This window comes from Candidatus Laterigemmans baculatus, assembly GCF_010367455.1.
Classification (GTDB): Bacteria; Planctomycetota; Planctomycetia; order Pirellulales; family Pirellulaceae; genus Laterigemmans; species Laterigemmans baculatus.
Window position 1 is genome coordinate 15,096 of the sequence record NZ_WRPR01000092.1, and the last position, 18,862, is coordinate 33,957.

The following is an 18,862-nucleotide window of genomic DNA, read 5'->3' on the forward strand; positions in this document are numbered from 1 at the left end:
GATCCTAGCCGCCGCTTCAATCCGCAATCCAGCCCAGATAGTCCAGGTAGCGATAGATCCACGGGTGGGACCAGGGATTTTCGAGCGCGGCAAAGACCGAGAACGTGCTCCCGATCAGCAGGACCCCGCAGACCGCCCGTCCCCAGCGGCTTCGCTGCATTGCCGCAACAGCCGGAATTGCCAGCCACAACCAGAGTGGCACCAGCCACAGCAGCCAACGGAAAGCGACGCTGACCCCGCCGTAATTGCGGTCGATCAGCGGACGGGCCACGTAAAACGCCATGCAAACGAGCGTCACGGCCACGATTCCGGCAGCCAACAAGCGTCGAAACAGCGGGTCCGGCTCCGCTTCGCCCCCCTCTTCGGACTCAGCTGCCTCGGTAGCTCGGCCAGTGCGTCCACCTCGCACGAGCCACAGCACGCTTCCGACGAGCGACAGCAGCCACAGCGGAGTCAGCGAAAACACTCCGTGGTGACCGCCGAGCATGTGAAACGCGTAGACGACTCGCGAGGGCTCACCGCGATCGACGCCCGTGAGATTTTCGGCCGTCCAGTAGCTGCCCGGATAGTCATACCAGTCGTCCCACTCGCGGATGACAAAACGTGTCGCTCCCCCCGACCTTCCTCCGGCGTTTACGTCAGCCGCTCGTTCGATCGCCCACAGTTGATCGGTATCGCGGAAATGGGCTCGCCACCGGTCGGGGGTCCGCGAGGGCTCGACGGTGACAGGTCCTTCGGCAAATGCAGTCAAAGCGCGGCGAACGTCGGCGGGTCGGGGCCCACTCGACGGGGAAGCAGCCGTGGTGGCTTCAAAGGAGGCGACAGGGGCTCCCACGGTGCGGTGGGCATAGGCAGGGCGCCAGGTCGCGTGCGCGAGCCAATTGGTCCCAAAAAACGCAACGGCGACCAACAACGCCCCGGGGGCGAATGCTGTCAAACCACGAATCCAATCGCGGCGGAGCGCCATCACGCTCCACACGGCCGCCATCGACAGCGCCGGCAACTCATTGGCTACGGCGAACGCGGCCGCCGCACCGGCCAAAAACATCCACCCCCAACCCGCCCGAGGCAGCCCCCGCGCCCCCAGCAGACTCTCCCAAAGCGTCCCCCACGAGCTCAGCCCCCTCTCCGCCCCGGAAGGGGTCGCCCCGGAAGGGGTCACAGCCCTTCCCGAAACACCCCCCTGGTGGGGCGACATTTCAGGGCTCTGCCTCCCTTTGGCCACCGAAGGGGTCACAGCCTTTTCCGGACCCCCTCCCTGGCGGGGCAATGTTCCAGGGCTCTGACCCCTTTCCAGCCCCCCCCGCCGGTGTAGGTTGACAAAGCACCAGAGGGCTACGGCGGTGGCCATGGCCGCGGGGAGGTGGTTGTTCAGAGTGATCGCAAAGGGCGTGACCAGCGTCCCGAATACCGTGCCGGCGGTCAGGAAGACTGCTCCCCATCCCCCAAAATGGCCCGTTCCGCAACGGCTTACTCCAAGGCGGCAGCGGAGGATCACCGACACGACGCACCCGTAGAGCACCGCGAGCATCGGTAGATTGACCAGCGCCAAGACCCACCGCCCCACGAAGAACGGACGCTCCTCGAGCGTCGAACCGGTCGCCCCGCGGACGGCGGCGTAGACGCCGGCAATCATCGTGGGCAGTAGCGGCGGCTTGCTGCTGTAGTAATGTTGCCGGCCGTCGCGGCCTCGGTGGCGGACCAGATCGATCGTCTGCCACGTGCGTCGCCCGGTGCCCGCGTCGCGAATCTCCAGCTGCCGATCGATCGCGTAAGTGCCGTCGTCGACTAACGCCGAAACCGTCGCCCAGCGGCTGCGATCGTTGGCTCCCAGAAAGGGCACTTCGCCGGTCGCGGAACGCACCACCGCGATCCGGGCGGCCACCATCGCCAGTCCCACACCGACCAGCAGCCAGCAGATTCCCTGCGTCGCACCGCTTCGCTCCATCTCGGCTCCGCCCGCATCAGCGTCAGCCGACTGCATCGCATGCCTCGCCGACCGTCTCGGCGACCGAGTAGGGAACCGACCGCGGCCGGACCACCGCAGCGAGCATTTCGGCTAGTAACCCAGCGACCACCAGTTGAGCCCCAAACAGCAAGGCGAGAATGCAGTAATAGAAGATCGCTGTCTCGTGCAAATGCACGACCTCCCAACCTTCGACGATTCGCGACAAGCACCATCGAATGGTCAAATAAACCAGCCCCAGCCCGCCGGCGAGAAAGCTGATCAATCCAACCGATCCCATCAGGTGCAGCGGACGCTGCGCGTAGCCGGTCAAAAAGTAAATCGTCAGCAGATCGAGAAACCCTTTCACCAATCGCCGAGCCCCGTACTTCGAATGCCCAAAGCGGCGGGGGTGATGCTGGATCGCAATCTCCCCCACTCGCCACCCACGGGCCGCCGCCAGCACGGGGACGAAACGATGCAGCTCTCCATAGAGCTTGACTTCGTCGAAAATCTCTCGCCGGTAAGCCTTGAAACCGCAATTGTGATCGTGGATCCGCACCCCGGTCAGCCGTCCGACCATCCAGTTGAAGACGCGACTCGGACCGGTCTTATGCCACGGATCGTGCCGCACCCGTTTCCAGCCGCTGACCACATCCAGCCCTGAATCAAGCATCTCGAGGAACCGCGGAATTTCCTGCGGATCGTCCTGCAGATCGGCGTCCATCGTCATCACGATCGGCCGCTCCGCCGCATCAAAGCCCGCGGCCAACGCGGCGGCTTTGCCAAAGTTCCTCCGGAACCGAATCGCTCGGGTCCGCGGGACTTCGGCGGCCAAGCGGGCTTCGATCTCCCACGATCCGTCAGTCGATCCGTCGTCGACAAAGATCACTTCCAGATCCAACTGGTGCGCCGCGGCCACCTCGGCGATCTGTTTGCGAAGTTCCTCTAGCGATTCCCGCTCGTTGAAAACCGGAATGACGATGGCAACTGGAGAACTGGCGGCGGGAACGAGCAGCATTGATCCAAGGGGGGGATCGGAGGGCAGGACTTTGCGGCTAATGAGCCACCGTACTGCTGTTGTAGTCGATTCCCTCCTCCGATTCGACCGGTTCGGTCCAGCGAAGAATGCCCCACGTAATCCCCGAGGTGGCTGTTTCGGTCAGCAGGAACACCAACCGGGCGAGGACCGCGGCAGCCAGCGCCGGTCCAGTGCCAGAGAGCGGCGCGAGCAAGGCGATGATCACCAGCTCGCGAACGCCCGCACCGCCGGGAATCAACGACAGAAACCCCGCCACCATGGCCAGTGCGATCGTCGCCGCCGCCGTCAAATATCCGCTCCATCCCTCCGCTCCCTCGCCCACGCCGGGAGTGGCCAGCACGATCAACCAGAACGCCAGCCCGAACATCAGCCACGCCGCCCCGGTCCACAACCACCCGCGGAGCATCAGCGACCAGTCAAACGCAGTGGCTGAAAAATCGGCTCCCCGCCCAAACCGCGTCCGGGCCAATCGCGCTAGCACCAAGCGGAACAGCGGAGGCAGCGTCGGAATCACCGCCAACACCGCCAGAGCGCCGGCCAGAAGCCGCAGCCAAGTCTCGGCCGGGAGCATCAGAATCGCGAGCCCCGCCAACGTCGCTCCGCTGGCCATCAGCGTGAGCGTCTCGATGAACACCGCCAAGGCCGCGGGAATTCGCCCCACCCCCGCGTGCCGGCCGACGGCTGAAACGCGGAGCAGCACAACCATCGCTTTGCCGGGAACATATTTCCCCACGTGCCCGAGCACGTGAGCGGCCACCGAGACGTGCAGCGGGATGCGGGCCCCGAACGCCCCTAAGCAGTCATGCCAAAAGCAAGCGCAGAGGACCAGCGCCACGGTATAAACGCCCGCCGAGGCAGCCAGCTTCCCCCAGCCGATGTTGTGAATCGTCAGCCGCTGGGCCGAAAGCGCCTCGATCTGCTCCCGCACGCCGAGCGGGTCGAGCGCCGGTTCGCTCTCGAGCTGCAGCTGCAGAGCCTGAATCTCTCCGTCGAGCTCCATCATCCGGCCGCTCAACTGGCGGGCCGCATCGACCGCTGCCAAGACGAAGAACACGGCCACGACCAGCGCCACGATCACCCGCCACGCACTATAGGCATTTCGCCTGCGATCACCGACAATCGCCACCACGCTCGTCTCCCCCGGAGTCCGCTCCCTCCTCGCCGCCCAGAGGTATTGTCGGATGTCGCGAATGATATCCACCATCATGCTGTTGATCGTCGTCGTCGTGGTCGGAATTCTATTCTACCGCGTGATGGTGGGCTTCTTCGTGCCTTTGTTTCTCGCCGTCTTGCTCGTCGTGATCTTTCGCCCGATCCACGAATGGATGGGCCAGCGTCTGGGACGCCCGCGTGCGGCGGCCCTCGCCACGACCAGCGCCATCCTGCTGGTCGTGCTGCTCCCGACCCTGCTGACGATCAGCATCGCGGCCGCCCAAGCCACCCGCTCGCTCTCACGCGTCAATTACAACAGCGTGGCGTTGGCTGTCCAGCGAACGCGACAGCAACTGGGGCTGGAGATCGACAACATCGCACCGTTTCTCCGCGTTCGGCAAGTCGTCGAGTCGTTCGGCGAAATCCCCGACCTCGCTCCCGCCAAACAACTCAAGGCGGCGGAGGACCGGTTTCGCGAATTCGAGCAACAGCTGCGGACTCTCGAGCAGGACTTCGCCCCGCTCAGCGATGATCAGGCCCATGCGTTCGCCGAGACCGCCGCCGCCCTCGACCAGCTCAAGGCCGACGTCGCCGTGCTGGCTGCCGACCAAGCGGCCGAGCAAGCCGCCGAACAGGCCGCCACCACCGGCGGCGGACTCCTCCCGCCAGGCCGAGCCCCCCCGGCTATCGCTGCCGATCCCAGCGCCGCTGCCGATCCCAGCGCCGCTGCCGCTCCCAGTGCCGCGGCCGATCCCGAGCCGGAACCGACCACCGCAACCGAGGAACACTTCCTCGACGGGGAGGTGGAGCTCGAGGATCCAGACGCTTCCGAAACTCTCGACGCTCCCGAAGCCGCGGCCCCGGTCGACTACCGCTCGCCAGTCGAACGATTCCAACGGACGCTGGTCCAGCTCGACGACCACACCCGCGAACTGACGACGCTGCTGCTCGGCGGGACGCTTTCGTCCCAGTTGAAGCTTTGGGCCAACCCGACCGACGAGGACATTAGCCGCTGGATCCAGCAGGGTCAGCTCTATCTGCAATCCCGGCTGTTGCTCGTCACCAGCGCCACTGGCGAGTTCCTGGTCCAGACGTTGATCGGTCTGGGCATCCTGATCCTCGCCGTCTACTTCTTCCTGGTCGACGGCCCCGGAATGGTTCGCACCCTGATGCGACTCAGCCCCCTGGACGACCGTTACGAGCAGGAGTTGCTGATGGAGTTCGACCGCACCAGCCGCGCCGTGGTGCTGGCCACCGTCCTCAGCGCTCTAGCCCAGGGAATCTTGGCAACCTTCGGCTACTACGTCGCGGGACTCGAGTCGATCGTCCTCCTGTTCCTGATCACGACCTTCATGGCGCTGATCCCGTTTCTGGGAGCGGCCGCCGTGTGGTTGCCGTGCGTGTTGTGGCTGGGCCTGGTCCAGGAACGCTGGACGGCAGCGATAGCCCTGGCTGTCTACGGGCTGTTCGTCGTCTCGGCGATCGACAATGTGATCAAGGTGTTCGTGCTGCACGGCCGCTCCCAGCTGCATCCGTTGCTGGCCCTGCTCAGCGTCCTCGGCGGCGTCCAAGTGTTCGGTCCGATCGGAGTGTTGGTCGGTCCGATGGTGGTCGTCTTCCTCCAAACCACGTTGGAAATCCTGAACCAAGAGCTGATCCAGCTGCGAACCGGGGTCAGCGACGAGGAAGCCATGGTGCTGGCGACCACGGGCGGCCGAGCCAAAGGTTCCCCAGTGGATGAAGCCGCGACGGACAACTCCTCCTCGACCGGCAGCCCCTCCAAAAATCGGTCGCGGCAGGCCCGCAGAAAAGGCCGATAGTCCCAAGGAGTAGCTGGACCACGGCGATACACGAGTCGAAAGGCAAGGACAAGAACACCAAGCCTTCCCGCCCCGCAGGGGCCCAAACAATCCAGCCCAGGGCACAGCGCCGCGGCAACGCCGCAGAGCGACGCCCTGGGTCACGTTGGCCCTCCCCGGGCCTGAGAGCCCGACCCTCCCGGGGGGAGGGTGACGGTAGAACGAACGATAGAAAGGAACCCGATGGCAGATCTTGAGCAAACATTCGAAGCGCTCGTGGCCGAAGCGCGGGAGACGGCGTTGCTGCAGACGACCGCCGACGCGCTGGAGTGGGACGAGCGGACGGGGATGCCGCCGCAAGCCGGGGAATATCGGGCCGAGCAAGTCACGTTGCTCCGTGGGATGATCCATCGCCGCCGGACTACCGAACAGCTTGGCGAGCGTCTGGCGGCGCTGGCCAATTGGGAGCGGGCGGCCGACCCGCACTCCGACGTTGGCGCGACGATTCGCTGGATGCAGGAAGACTACCGCCGCGATTGTCGGCTCCCCCAGCAACTGGTCGAAGCCCTCTCGCGAGCGACCGTCCGAGGGCAACAGCGGTGGGACGAGGCTCGGCGGGCGGATGATTTTGGCAAATTCCTGCCGGCGCTGGAAGAGATCGTTCGGCTCAAACGCGAAGCCGCAGCGGCGTTGGCTCGGCCCGGACAGTCACTCTACGACGCGCTGCTCGACGAGTACGAACCGGGAGCCAAGGCGGCGGAGCTGAGCCGAGTTTTCGCGGAACTCCGCGTCGAGCTGGTGCGTCTGGTCGACGAACTTCGCGGAGCGCCCCACCAGCCGCAGGTCTCGATCCTCGAGCGGTCCTACCCGATCGAGGGCCAACGCCGTCTGAGCTGGATGGCAGCCGAAGCCGTGGGATTCGATTTTTCACGCGGCCGGTTGGACGAGACCTCGCACCCGTTCTGCACCAGCCTCGGTCCGGACGACTGCCGAATTCTCACCCGCTACGAACGCAACTGGTTCTCCGGCGGACTGTTCGGAACATTGCACGAGGCGGGACACGGGCTCTACGACCAAGGGCTCCGCGGCGAGTGGTACGGCCTGCCGCCAGGAACTTTCGTTTCCCTCGGAATCCACGAGTCGCAGTCGCGGATGTGGGAAAACCTGGTCGGCCGCTCGCGAGCGTTCTGGAGCTACTTTTACCCCCGGCTCGGCGAAGTTTTTCCAGAGGTCGTCGACGATGTTTCGCTCGACGACTTCCACCACGCGGTGAACGTCGTGCGGCCCTCGCTGATCCGCGTCGAAGCGGACGAAGCCACGTACAACCTCCACATCATCGTGCGATTCGAACTGGAGCAGCGGCTTCTCGAAGGGGAACTCGAAGCCCGCGACCTCCCCGAAGCCTGGAACGCCGCCTACGCCACCACCATCGGAATTACTCCCCCCTCGGATGCCGACGGGGTGCTGCAGGATGTCCACTGGAGCGCCGGCCTGATCGGTTACTTCCCTACCTACACTCTCGGCAATCTGTACGCAGCCCAGCTCTTCGAGGCGGCCGCTGGCCAGCTGGGGGACCTCGACGCGATGTTCGCTCGCGGGGAATTCGCTCCGCTGCTCCAGTGGCTGCGGCAGAACATCCATCGCCACGGACGCTGCTTTACCCCGGCGGAGCTGATCGAAAAGGCGACCGGAAAATCGCCAGAAAGCGGACCACTGATCCAAAGTCTGCGTCAGCGGTACGCGCCGTTGTACGGGATTGGCTGACAAAGAGGAGCGTGGCGAGCATACTTGCTGCTGCCAGCCGTTCGCGTTCGTTTCCATTGGAGTCGCCCCCATGCAAAGCGCTGCCTGCCCGCGCTGTGCAGAGCCTGTTCGGATCCCCGCTGCCGATCCTTCGACCACCGTCCGCTGTCCGTGGTGCCAGGAGAGTTTTGAGCTCCGCGAAGCGCTGGCGTCCCTGCCGCCGATGCTGGAAGTCGTTGGCCCCGAAGTCGGCACAGGTGTCTCGGGTGTGGCGGAGGAGGAGCGATGGGGAGAACCGGCCGGTGAGGACGATTTTTCCGCGTTTGCTGCCTCGCTCGGCTCGGCGGATGTGGACAGCGGCGGCTTCCCAGTCGCCACGCACGACAGCGAAGGAGCTATTGCCGGCCATTCGTTCGGCGATAGCTCGATCCGCCGCAGCCCGCAGCGGCGTTCGCGGCCCGGCTCCCCGTTCAGGTCGCTCCTCAAGATGGCTGCCGGGGGCGTCGCCGGAATCGTGATCGCGCTCCTGATTCTGCAGTACCTGGGGCGGCTCCCCGACCTCGGCGTCTGGCCCTTCCGCGGTCCCAATCGCGGCTTGTGGGGGCAGACCGGTAGCGACTTCCGTCTCAGCACCAACACCTCCGAACGCAGCTGGCAAGCGGGCGAACCGCCCCGCGGCTGGCAGCCTACTGAACCTGCCCCCGCTGCCGCTCCCAGCCAGGAGGGGCTCGAGCCACCGGTCGATTTGCCGCTCCCCGACTTCGACGACCTGGCCTCGCCGGCTAACCGCGAGCCCGAGCCAGCCAACGCTCCCGAACCCGACAGCGAACCGGAACCCAATAGCGAGCCTGATGCGGCAAGGGAGCCGGAGCCGATCAGTGAGCCCGTACCGGCGAGTGAGCCGAATGACGCAGAGCCGTCGCCGGATCGCGGCGAGCCCGCTGCGAGTTCGCTCGAGCAGGCGGTCGCTCGGGCCGACGAGTCGTGGCAGCAGTACGAGGCGGCCGGCGAGGACGCTTCGGAAACTCACCTCGAGCCGCTGGTCGATGCGCTTGCGGGGCTCGGCAGCGAGTTGGTCGATGCGGGGCGCGAGCTTGGCGACCAGCGCGAGCGGATCGACGCGCTGGTCGACTCGCTGGCGGCCGACCGCCCGCTGCTGAAGCAACTTCTCGCGGCGACCAACCAGCGAATTGCGGAAGCGGACGGGGAAGCGGAAACCGGAGCTGTGGCGATCGGCCAATTTTCCGCTGCTGGCGACGAACTGCTGCTCAAGAAATCGGCGTCCGATGCGACTCCACTGAGAATGCACATCGACGATCCTCAGCAGGTTGAACTGCCTCGCGAAGGAGCGATCGTGCTCGTTCTGGGGAAGCTGCAGTCCACGGCTTCCGAGCCGCGTCTCCACGCCGGATACATCCGCTCCCTCGCTCCCCGAAAATGACCCATGCCGCTCCCGTCCCGAGACCTAGGCGGTGAGGATTCGTCGGTCCCTTCCGAGGGATTCAACGTCTTCGGTTCGCTGTTGTACGGGCTCTCGGTTCCCGAGCGCACGCTGCGCAGCCTCTCAGCGATCGTCGGCGGTCTGGCTGGCGAAACGGCGACGCTTCTGATTCCCGCCGCCTTTCGCTCCTCGCGGAGCTACTCGACCTTCATCCAGCAATCGCTCGACTTCATGACCCGCGACGTCGGGGGCGTGGCCCAACCCGCACAGCCCGGAGACGCAGCGGCCGGTGGGGCGGACGCGTCGGCCCCAGCGGGGCAAGCCGAGGATTTCTTGGCTCGCAAAGCGGTAGGCGGATTGCTGGAGATCGCCAGCATGTCGACGCTGCACCTCTCGCCGGTGACGGTGCTAGCGATTTTCAGCGACCTCGCTTACGGTTCTGGCCATCTGCTCAAAGAGCTGACGGTCGAGCTCAAAAAGCAGGGGATCATCGACCAGGAGAGCACGGTCGATCACGTCTCCGATTTTGTCACCGCCCTTTCCGAAGCGAGCGGCCAGACGGTCCAGTCGCTCGATTGCCCGCCGATCAACGTCGCTGGACTGCAACAGACGATCGAGCAGACGCGGCAAGCGCTCGGTCGCATCGATCCCGCGCAGCTGTTGCCCCAATCGGAAATCAATCGCCTCTGGGCCGAAATGGAGGCCACGGCCAACGAGGCGGAAGTCGGCCTGCTCGACGTGAGTGCGACGATGACCATGTTTGCGATGAACCGGCTGTCGCTGGCGACTCGCGGGGCGCTTTCGAGCGTGACCGTGGCCGGGAACCTCTTCGACCAGCATGTGCTGCAGCACTACATCGACGGGCTGGCAGCGATCCACGCCGAAGGACTCTACGCGACGCTCCGCACGGCCAGCAGCCCCTACGTCGAAGCGGTCTGGCGGAACTACGAAGCCGAGCGAGAAACCTGGACCGAAGAACTTCTCTCCGGTCGCCTCGCCGGACGCACCTGGACCACCGTCTGGAACTGGCTCTCGCCGCCGCGGGAGTAGGGCGTACATCCGAGGTAGTCCCGGAGGGACGATAGAAAATAGCCCAGGGCGCGAGCCCTGGGTTGCGGAGGCCCCAACTGCTGCCTTCCCACCGCTCCAGCGGGGCGACTGTGTCGCCTCGCTGGAGCGGTGGGAAGGAATTGGATTGGACGCTGTCCCAGGGCTCGCGCCCTGGGCTATTCTATGCCGCCGCTCCGCGGCTGGTGCGTGCAGAAAAGATCTACTTTCTTACTCCACCACTTCGCCGGTGACGACGCACTCGGCGGTCGAGTTGCCCGACAAGCTCGTCTTGATCCGGACCGGCAGTTTGAAGGCTCCGGTCGACTTTGCGTCGGCCGCGAAGTTCAGCTTGACGAAGTGCACTTTCTTCGCGCCGCTCGGCAGATCGAACGTGAACCGCGGATCGTCGCACTCGACTTCGGTGATCTCGAACTCATCGTCGGCGCGGACCAGCAACCGCTCGCTGGCCATTTTCCCAGCGGTCAGCGAGCCGAGGTGCAGGGCGTCGGGTTTGACTTCGACCTGCGGCCGGACCCGTCCGGTGACTCCGACCGTCACGCTCCGAAGCTCGGCGTCGTTGGTCACCAGCGTCAGCCGCTCGTGCAATTCGCCGACCGGGACCGAAGGCTTGAGCCCGACCCGCATCGTGTACTCGATCGCACCGGGACGCCGCACCGGCTGCTCGAGCCGCACCCGCAGATGCGGACAGAGGCTGCGGACATCCTCGATCCTCCACTCCTTCCGCCCCGAGAAGGTAACCTTCACCTCACGCTCGGGCTCCGCTCCTCCAGAGACTTCGCCAAAAGCGATCTCGGCCGGGTGGAACATCACTTCGGTGCGAATGTTCCCGCTGACCTGAAGCTGCACTTCCGCATAGTAGGGGCGGTCGAAAACGACCGTTACCGTGGCATGCTTCCGGCCGCTGAAGCTGGTCGTGTTGAAGGTTGCAAGAATTCCGCCGACTTCCCCCGTCTTCAGCAGATCCTTGGTAACCGAGGGAGTCGTGCACCCACAGCTGCTGCGGACCGCCGCCACGTGGACGTCTTCGCGATACTTGTTTTTGAATTCGAACGTGAAGTGGGTCTTCGAGCCGCTGGCGACCATCCCAAAATCATGGGAAGTGGTCTCGAACATGTCTCGCGCCCACTGCTGCGCCTCGGCTCGAGGCGCTGCACCGGTCGCTGCGAGCAGGAAGAGGCCCAGTGCCATCATCCTTCCCAACAGGGGTCTTCCCTCAAACACGGGCCTTCCCTTGAACACGGGCCTTCCCTCAAACACTGGGCTCATCGTCGGATCCGCAACCGTTCGCGTCTGAAGTGATAGACCGCCAAGCACTTACCACTTGACGCCGAAGGCCTCTATTCTGCCCCTTCTGGCTAAAACGGGCCAAGAGCAATTCGAGCCGAAAACCGGGGCTTTAGGCTCTGCCGGAAGACCCCGGGGAGTTCCGTCTTTTGAGCCGTAGCCGCTAGGCTCGGGCCTTCGCCCGCGCAAAATTTCCGCTGCAGCACCCGCGGCTAGCGCCGTCGGCTCAGGGTTTTCCGACAGAGTCTTACGATCGGCGGCAAACCGCTCTACTTCGTGGGCTTCTCTACGTAGCGGGCCGCGGCGCTCGCTTGTCGAAATCCTCGAGCAACTCGGCTAACCGCTCCATCGGCAATCCCACCACGTTGCTCTCACTTCCTTCCTCGACCCGCAACCAATCCTCCCCATCCTGATAACCGAACGCCCCCGCTTTGCCTTCCCAGCGACGGCTGTCGAGATAGCCCTGCAGCTGCTCCTCGCTGAGCGGCTCCATGAACAACCGCGTCCGCGTGACGTCGACGACCCAGCGATTCTCCGGGCGGCTCCAGAGACAGACCCCGGTGTAGACCGCATGGACTCGGCCGCTCAGCCGCCTTAGCATCTCCTCGGCGTGCTCGCGATTCTCCGGCTTGCCGAGCACCTGCCCGACGCACTCGGCCACCGTGTCCGCCCCGAGCACCATTCCCGCCTCGACTCGCTGCGCCACATCCGCGGCTTTCTGCATCGCCAGCCGAGCGACCAACTCGGGGGGAGTCTCGCGGCTGCAAATCCCGCACTCGGCCGAATCGGCGGGAGCCTGGACGGTGAACGCGTAACCGGCTGCCTCGAGCAACAACCGCCGCCGCGGCGAACTGCTGGCCAGGATCAAGGGCCGGTCGCCAGGAATCGCAGCCCGCGGCAGCGGACCGAACGCAGAACCTTCACCACTCATCAGTGTAAATCCGGATCGGGGCCAGAATTCGGATCGGGCCCAGAGCCGGGCGCATCTCCCCCGCCGCCAGCGGTATCGGAGCCACGCACATCGGAGCCGCCGGAGCCGGAGCCGCCCGCACTGGAGCCGCCCGCGTCGGGACCACGGGGATCGCGGCCGTGGGCGTCCCCGCTGCGGCTTCGCACCAGCCCCTGCTGGGCGCTCTGCAGCGACTCGAGCAACCGCGGCATCTGGCCGGCGGCCAGATAAACCCGCGCGCTGACGGCCGACTGGGGAAAGAAGCTCGTCAAAAAGTCGAGACTGAATTCCGATGCTCCATGCCCGATCATCACTCCGTTGGCATAGGCGCCGCTGAGCATCGTGTCGCTCAGCTTCAGGTCGTCGTAGATCTCCTGCGGCGTCGGCCGACGCGGCGAGGGCGAGGGCTCCAGTGGCGGAGTGGCCGCGGCCCCCGAACCGCCCAAAGCGTTCGAACCGCCCGAAGCGTTCGAACCGCCCGAAGCGTCCGCGGTGCCCGAAGCGCCCGCGGCCCCCGCAGGCTTCGCAGCCGTTGGCGGCGTCGGCGGTGGCCCAAACCGCTGCTGGTAGAGATCGAGGTTCTTGCGGAGCGCGTCGATGAACTGGGGCATCACCGGGTGGGGCAGGACCACGCGAGCCGCCACGCGATGCGGCCGTCCGACGGTTTGCAAAAAATCGAGCACGAACTCGCTCGGTCCCGTCATCACGATCACCCCGGTGCTGAACACGCCGTCGCTGACGTGGTCCGGAACACGCGCTCGGAGCTGGGCGGGTCGGTCGGCCGGATCGCCGCGATCTTCCGAAGGCGTGGGACCATCATACATGTTTCGGGAATCCTCACAGCAGCGAGTAGCAAACCGGGCACGCTCCGGGAACCGACGAATCGTCCTGGGGTGCGGACCACTTGAGTCTAACGCATCGCTCCGGAATCGAAACCGACAGTCGCTCCCTCAGCCAGACTCTTCTCCGCCGCCGCCCGCTCGGCCGCCGCCCGTTCCGCCGCGGCCCGCTCGGCCAACACCCGCTCGGGGGTCGCCACCCGCTGCGGCAACACCGCGCGGCCGAGCAAAACCACGTTCAACGCAAACAGCGTCGCACCGCTTCCAAACACCAGGTAGGGAACGTCCGACGACAAACCGCTCTCGAGCTCGACGATCGTCCACGCCCAATTCGTCAGCTGCCAGTGCGACCACGGAAACGAGCGGTAGTCGTGCAGGTGTAGGGCCGCCGAATAGGGGGCGATCGCAGCGACCGAGGCGACCAGCCCCAGGACCGCGACCGCGACGCCAGGGTGCGTCACGCTCCGCAGCCGAATCAGCTGCATGATCCACCGCGTCACCGAAAGAAACAGCATCAGGTAGCCGCCGAGCGTCAACGCGTGCGGCAACGTCCGATCGATCGCGTCGCCGGGAGCCGACGGGCTGAGAATGAGCAGGCCGATCGCCGCAAGCGAAAATAACAACATACAACTGACGCTGAAGACGAGCCCCGTCCCCGGCCCCGGCGTCAGCCAGACCGCCAAGGCGCGTCCCAGGAATGTGCCCGGCAGGTCGCGGCGGACGCGGGGCGTCAACACTCCCGACTCGCCCACCATCAGCGCCCCGATCACTGCCCAAAGTGCAGCCGCATAGTACACGCAGGGCACGATGACCTGCCAATCCGCCTCGAGGACCAGCATCGCATACGCCAAGCAGCCCGTCATCGCCGTCTGGTGGACCAACAGCGCCCGCCGGAGCGGCGTCGAGCGGTTCTCGCTCGGGGGAGCGAGTTGCACCGCGGCGGCGATCAATAAGATCGCCGAAACCGTGGCGGTGAACAGCAGCGAGGCGACGATCCCAAAAATCCACTCGCCCGATGCCTCGCCGCCTCCTTGGGTGATCATCCCGATCGCAAACCCGCCAAACGCGAACTCCGCGATCCCAATCAGAATCAGCATCACGACCATCATCACGAATTGCCCGCCGCGACCGCTCGGCAGGGCTGCAAGAAATAGCCCCACCACTGTCAGGAGCGTCGCCACCTCGGCGGTCCCCCCGAGCAACGTCCCGATCGTCATCAGATCGACGCCCCGCAACACATAGCAGAAGGCAACGCAGGGCATCAGCGCGACGAAGTACAACATCATCTGCAAACCGCCGCTGGCCAGCTTGCCGGTGATGATTTGCAGCGGGGAGAGGTTCGTCACGCTCAGCAAATCGAGCGTCCCATCGTCCACCTCCGCGGCCAGCGAACGATGCGCGGCAAGCGGCACGACCAGCAGCATCGGCACCGCCAGCACCAAGTAGTAACCGACCAGCATCGGCTGGCCCGATGGCACGTAGTAGATCCGCGGCATCGACATCGCAATCGCCGCCGCGGTCCAGCCCCACGCAGCGAGGAGCAGCAACGAGAAGGTGACGATGAATTGCCGGCTCTTCAACGTCTGCCGCGTCTCCTTGACCAGGATCGGATTGAGCCAGTCGCCCATCCGCTCGGTCCAGCGGTCGAGTCGCTCCATCGTTCGGCCTGTCATTGCACGAGTCCCTCGGTGACTTGCAGAAACACGTCTTCCAGCGATTTCGTTCGCGCGGTCAGCTCCGCGACCGGGAGTCCCGCTTCGACCAAATCGCGAAGCACGTCGGCCTGAGCGGCGAGATCTCCCGAGAAGGCGGTCCGCACCCAATCCCCTTCGACCCGGATCTCAAGGCAATCGTCGCGCTGCCCTAACCGCTCAGCCGCCTCGGCCGCCCCATGCATGACTCGCAGAGTCAATTCGCGATGCTGCTGCCGCTGCCGCTGGATCTCCTCGACCGAACCGGTCGCCAGCAGCCGACCCTGTTCGATGATTCCGACCGCATCACACATCTCCGCCAGCTCGGTCAGAATATGACTGCTGATCAGAATCGTCTTGCCCTCAGCGGCTAAGGCACCGATCATCTTTCGCAGTTCGATCCGCGCCCGAGGATCGAGACCCGCAGCCGGCTCGTCCAGGATCAGCACGGCGGGATCATGCATCAGAGCCCGCCCCAAACAAATCCGCTGCTTCATCCCCTTGCTCAAGCCGCGGATCGGTTTCTCGGCGATTCCCGCCGCTCCGGTGAACTCCAACACTCGCTTGAGCCGCTGCGTTCGCTCGCGGCCGACCAGACCATAAGAGCGCGCGAAAAAATCTAAGTACTCGGCGCAATTAACGTTGGCGTAAGTTCCAAAAGCGTCGGGCATGAATCCCAAACGCTTTCGCACCATCTCAGGATCGTTGACCACGGAAAATCCGTCGACGATCGCATCACCATAACTGGGCAATTCGAGCGTCGCCAAGATTCGCATGCTGGTCGTCTTACCCGCCCCGTTGGGACCGATGTAACCAAACACGCTCCCCCGCGCCACGGCGAACGAGATGTCGTCAACCGCCCGAGTCTTGCCGAAAAAGCGGTGCACGCGACGGAGCTCGATCACCGCTTCCCCTTCGCCGACGGTCGGAATCATCGCAGCCCTCCCATGATGAAGTGCACGCTGGAGACGGGCACCGCTCCCTCGACGACAATCGCATCCGCAGTCAACGCGGCACGCCCCACGAACCAGCCGGGAGGGAGCTCGCCGCGGTCGAACAGCATCCCTCCCAGCTTGGCCTCGAACATCCCCAGCTCCGCCGCCGGAGCCAACCACGAGGCAGCATGATTCTGCAGCGAGGTGCCACCCCAGTGATAATACGGCTGCCTCCCAAACAGGCTCCTCGCTCCACTCGATTGGTAACCGAGTGGAGGTTCGGGAGTCTCGATCTGGTACAGTCGGCGGAGAATCCCCGCGGCTTGAGTTGCCGGAACGCGGCGGACCTGGCCGACACCGCCAGCGGCGATCGGTCCCGTCGCGGTGTAATATTCACCGGCGGAATCGCGCGCGATGAGCTCGTAAACCTCCACATCGAAATCGTTCTGCAACTTGGGCGGCTGGCCCAGGTTTGCCGGGGCCGATTGGACCAGTGCGATTCCGCCAGCGTCGTCGATTGGCTCGGTGGCAACGAATTGCTTCTGGCGGCGGGCGGGCAGAAACTCGCCACCGAGCCGCTGGCGGTCGTCGCTGAGAGTGACCACCCGATCCAGGTTCGGAGGATCGATGGTTCCATTCGTCTGCGCTTCCTCCAGGTCGATGATGGGATAGACCGCGGCGTCAGGAGAAAACTCCATCCCGCCGGAGGGGCGAAACCCAGCGAAGTAGGTGGCGCGGGTCATGCGGGCGGCACGCGGAGAACTTCCCTCGGCCCAAGTGATCTGCCGCACGCGGACCTGAGTCCCCAAGCCGTCGGCGAGCACGCCATAGCCAAACAACATCAACGTGGCCACGGTTGCTAACACCGGCGCGATGAGAAACATCAAATAGGTGCGATGATTGCGGCGAGTCCAATAATAGGAGACTGGTCCAACAAGAATTACAAATCCGGTCAAAACACCGAGAAACGCGTAGACGGGAGGGCGAGCAACATTTTGCAAGGTCCAATCCCAAAAACGTTCCGTCCCTTGCAGGAACATCGTCCCGTGCTTGAGAGACCAGACTTGACGCGCCGCCGTGAAATGCTTGGCGACGTGCCAAAGCTGAAAAGAGCCGGGAAACGGGTCGGGATCTTGAAAGCCGATTACGATCCCCGCCATCAACGGCTGGGGAATGATCGCTTGCTCCAGTTCTCGCTCGGTCAGCGTTTGCGCGACCGGATGCCCGTTCGTGGACCATGTGTTCCACCGCTCCTCGGGCGTGCGATTCATGTAAGCCGATTCGAGCGTGGTCAAATCGTGCTGGCGAATCTGCTGTAAAAACCAGTCGTTCGGCGGCAGCACTCGATCGAGCGCAAACCGTGACAGAGTCGCTCGAACTTCGTGCGCGGTCGTCGGATCGCCCGCGGCGAGCGGGGTGGTCCCAAACAGTTCCGCTAGCGCCTCGCGACTCTCCACCCCGGCGGTCCAGACCGCGCCGCCACAGGCGACCCAATCACTCAGCGCCTTGAACCGCTCAGGATGCTCATCACGCATCCGCTCTAGAACCCCAAAACTGACGATCACAACGTCGGTCGACTCATAACCGAGCCACGAGGTATGCGTCTCCGAGGCGTGCATCACTTGCCGCACCGAGGTGAGATCCGTTCGCAGGTTGAGCAACGCGTCGGCGTCGCTCAGTCGATCGACCTCGGAAGCCATCAGAAACGATGGACTGGGATACGCCATCGAGCCGAGGGTCCGCACGTCGGGAACCCTTGCCCATGGTTCGGCTGAGGACACGGAGGGATCGGCGAGAATGACCGTGTAGCGGGTGGTCCGCTCCAGGAGCGCGACGTTCAGCCATCGATCGCCGCGGCCGCTGTGGTGCTCCAGCACGTAACCCTGGATTGCTCGCCCCCCTTCGGACAGCTGAATCCGGAAATTCGCCCCCACGAAGTATTTGGGCAAATGCTGCTCCACCGTGACAGTGCGTTCCCCCTCCGGCAGCTCGAGTAGGAATTGGTAGCGAGTACGAGGCTGCGGCCAATTCGCGCCGTCGATCGGGACGACTTCGACGGTCAGCTGGCGGTCCGCCGGAAACTGGCCGGTCGTCGCTGTGGCCGTCAATTGCACCGGCAGATAGCCGTAGTTCTCGGGGTCGAGCATCCGCACTTCGCATCCGAAGCCAGCCGAAGGATTGCCCGGCATCGGCAACCGGTGCCGCGTCCAGCGTGCTCCTTCAGCGGCCGCCGGCGTCGGACACACGGCTGCGAGCAGTGCCAGGCCGCAGACGCAGATCGCCAGCCAGAGGCAGTTCCCTCTCCCCCGCGGCTTGGCTGCGAACGAAAGTTCCGCAGCCAAGTCGCGGGGGAGAGGGTTAGGGTGAGGGGGCCGGGAACAGGCAGGTTTTGCGATCCACGCGTCGCGCTCCGTTCGCTTCCAGGTGACGCACTCGGCGGTCCCAGCAAGCCGTTTGCCGGCCGCTTCGGCCCCCTCACCCCCCGCCCTCTCCCCCAAAGAGAATCGCGAAAGAACTTGAAGGTGAAGGTCGAGCGGTCGCCGCGATTCCTCTCCGGGGGAGAGGGGGCTAAAAAACGTCACGACCTTCGGAAAGCGGGTTAAAATCGGGTGATTCATTGCGGTGTGCCTTTGGGAGGCAGGATCTGCGGCGGCAACTGCTCGGCCGCAAACGGATTCCCGGCGGGCGTCGAATCGTGGTAGCGGCGCATCAGGATGGCCGGGATCCACGCGGCGAAGAACAACGCGATGGAAATGAGATAGAACCCGGCCAAGCTGAGCAGCGTGAAACAGATCACCTGGGCGAGAGTTTGCCCCTGCCATGCCAGCCGCGCAAGCCAGGCGAGGAACACAGTGCCGGTGACGGCGAGCATCGCCGAGCGAAAAGAGAGCTGGGGCAGCAGCCGGCTGCGGAGAGTCGGTTCAACCGCGGGAGTAGGCATGGAGTCGGCTCGACGAACATCGACAGAGAA

General features: G+C 64.8%; 14 protein-coding genes. 4 read left to right on the plus strand and 10 right to left on the minus strand.

Features of this window, described 5'->3' with window-relative positions; all coding sequences use genetic code 11:
* Positions 1-16 precede the first annotated feature (16 nt).
* Genes GNK13_RS17040 through GNK13_RS17050 form a run of 3 tightly spaced genes read right to left on the minus strand, consistent with a single transcriptional unit; the run spans position 17 to position 4,194 of the window.
* On the minus strand, positions 17-1,984 hold the full coding sequence (locus GNK13_RS17040) for a hypothetical protein (RefSeq protein ID WP_164103761.1): 1,968 nt from the start codon (positions 1,982-1,984) through the stop codon (positions 17-19).
* Entirely contained in the window at positions 1,971-2,966 is a 996-nt protein-coding gene (locus GNK13_RS17045; protein WP_164103762.1) for a glycosyltransferase family 2 protein, read from the minus strand. The genes GNK13_RS17040 and GNK13_RS17045 overlap by 14 nt, the downstream gene beginning before the upstream one ends.
* 37 nt (positions 2,967-3,003) lie before the next feature.
* Complete coding sequence (locus GNK13_RS17050; RefSeq protein ID WP_164103763.1) at positions 3,004-4,194, minus strand: lysylphosphatidylglycerol synthase transmembrane domain-containing protein; 1,191 nt, start codon at positions 4,192-4,194, stop codon at positions 3,004-3,006.
* Here GNK13_RS17050 and GNK13_RS17055 point away from each other — a divergent pair.
* From GNK13_RS17055 to GNK13_RS17070, 4 genes are all read left to right on the plus strand, one after another.
* On the plus strand, positions 4,178-5,959 hold the full coding sequence (locus GNK13_RS17055; protein WP_164103764.1) for an AI-2E family transporter: 1,782 nt from the start codon (positions 4,178-4,180) through the stop codon (positions 5,957-5,959). The two genes, GNK13_RS17050 and GNK13_RS17055, sit on opposite strands and share 17 nt — an antisense overlap.
* 222 nt (positions 5,960-6,181) lie before the next feature.
* Positions 6,182-7,702: a carboxypeptidase M32 gene (locus GNK13_RS17060; RefSeq protein WP_164103765.1), complete on the plus strand. Its 1,521-nt coding sequence runs from the start codon at positions 6,182-6,184 to the stop codon at positions 7,700-7,702.
* 70 nt (positions 7,703-7,772) lie between these two features.
* On the plus strand, positions 7,773-9,122 hold the full coding sequence (locus GNK13_RS17065; RefSeq protein ID WP_164103766.1) for a hypothetical protein: 1,350 nt from the start codon (positions 7,773-7,775) through the stop codon (positions 9,120-9,122).
* Between the two features lie 3 nt (positions 9,123-9,125).
* Complete coding sequence (locus tag GNK13_RS17070; RefSeq protein ID WP_164103767.1) at positions 9,126-10,172, plus strand: hypothetical protein; 1,047 nt, start codon at positions 9,126-9,128, stop codon at positions 10,170-10,172.
* 228 nt (positions 10,173-10,400) lie between these two features.
* On the opposite strand, the gene GNK13_RS17075 is transcribed toward GNK13_RS17070, so the two are convergent.
* From GNK13_RS17075 to GNK13_RS17110, 7 genes are all read right to left on the minus strand, one after another.
* Positions 10,401-11,381: a DUF1573 domain-containing protein gene (locus GNK13_RS17075; RefSeq protein ID WP_164103768.1), complete on the minus strand. Its 981-nt coding sequence runs from the start codon at positions 11,379-11,381 to the stop codon at positions 10,401-10,403.
* Between the two features lie 382 nt (positions 11,382-11,763).
* Positions 11,764-12,408: a Maf family protein gene (locus GNK13_RS17080; RefSeq protein ID WP_164103769.1), complete on the minus strand. Its 645-nt coding sequence runs from the start codon at positions 12,406-12,408 to the stop codon at positions 11,764-11,766.
* Complete coding sequence (locus GNK13_RS21785) at positions 12,408-13,250, minus strand: DUF3467 domain-containing protein (RefSeq protein WP_235935292.1); 843 nt, start codon at positions 13,248-13,250, stop codon at positions 12,408-12,410. The genes GNK13_RS17080 and GNK13_RS21785 overlap by 1 nt, the downstream gene beginning before the upstream one ends.
* A gap of 86 nt (positions 13,251-13,336) precedes the next feature.
* Positions 13,337-14,938 carry an ABC transporter permease gene (locus GNK13_RS17095; protein WP_164103770.1) on the minus strand — a complete coding sequence of 534 codons (1,602 nt, stop codon included), beginning with the start codon at positions 14,936-14,938 and terminating at the stop codon, positions 13,337-13,339.
* On the minus strand, positions 14,935-15,891 hold the full coding sequence (locus GNK13_RS17100; protein WP_164103771.1) for an ABC transporter ATP-binding protein: 957 nt from the start codon (positions 15,889-15,891) through the stop codon (positions 14,935-14,937). The genes GNK13_RS17095 and GNK13_RS17100 overlap by 4 nt, the downstream gene beginning before the upstream one ends.
* Positions 15,888-18,509 carry a hypothetical protein gene (locus tag GNK13_RS17105; protein WP_203329113.1) on the minus strand — a complete coding sequence of 874 codons (2,622 nt, stop codon included), beginning with the start codon at positions 18,507-18,509 and terminating at the stop codon, positions 15,888-15,890. Before GNK13_RS17105 ends, GNK13_RS17100 begins: the two co-directional genes overlap by 4 nt.
* On the minus strand, positions 18,506-18,832 hold the full coding sequence (locus GNK13_RS17110; protein WP_164103773.1) for a hypothetical protein: 327 nt from the start codon (positions 18,830-18,832) through the stop codon (positions 18,506-18,508). Before GNK13_RS17110 ends, GNK13_RS17105 begins: the two co-directional genes overlap by 4 nt.
* Positions 18,833-18,862 lie beyond the last annotated feature (30 nt).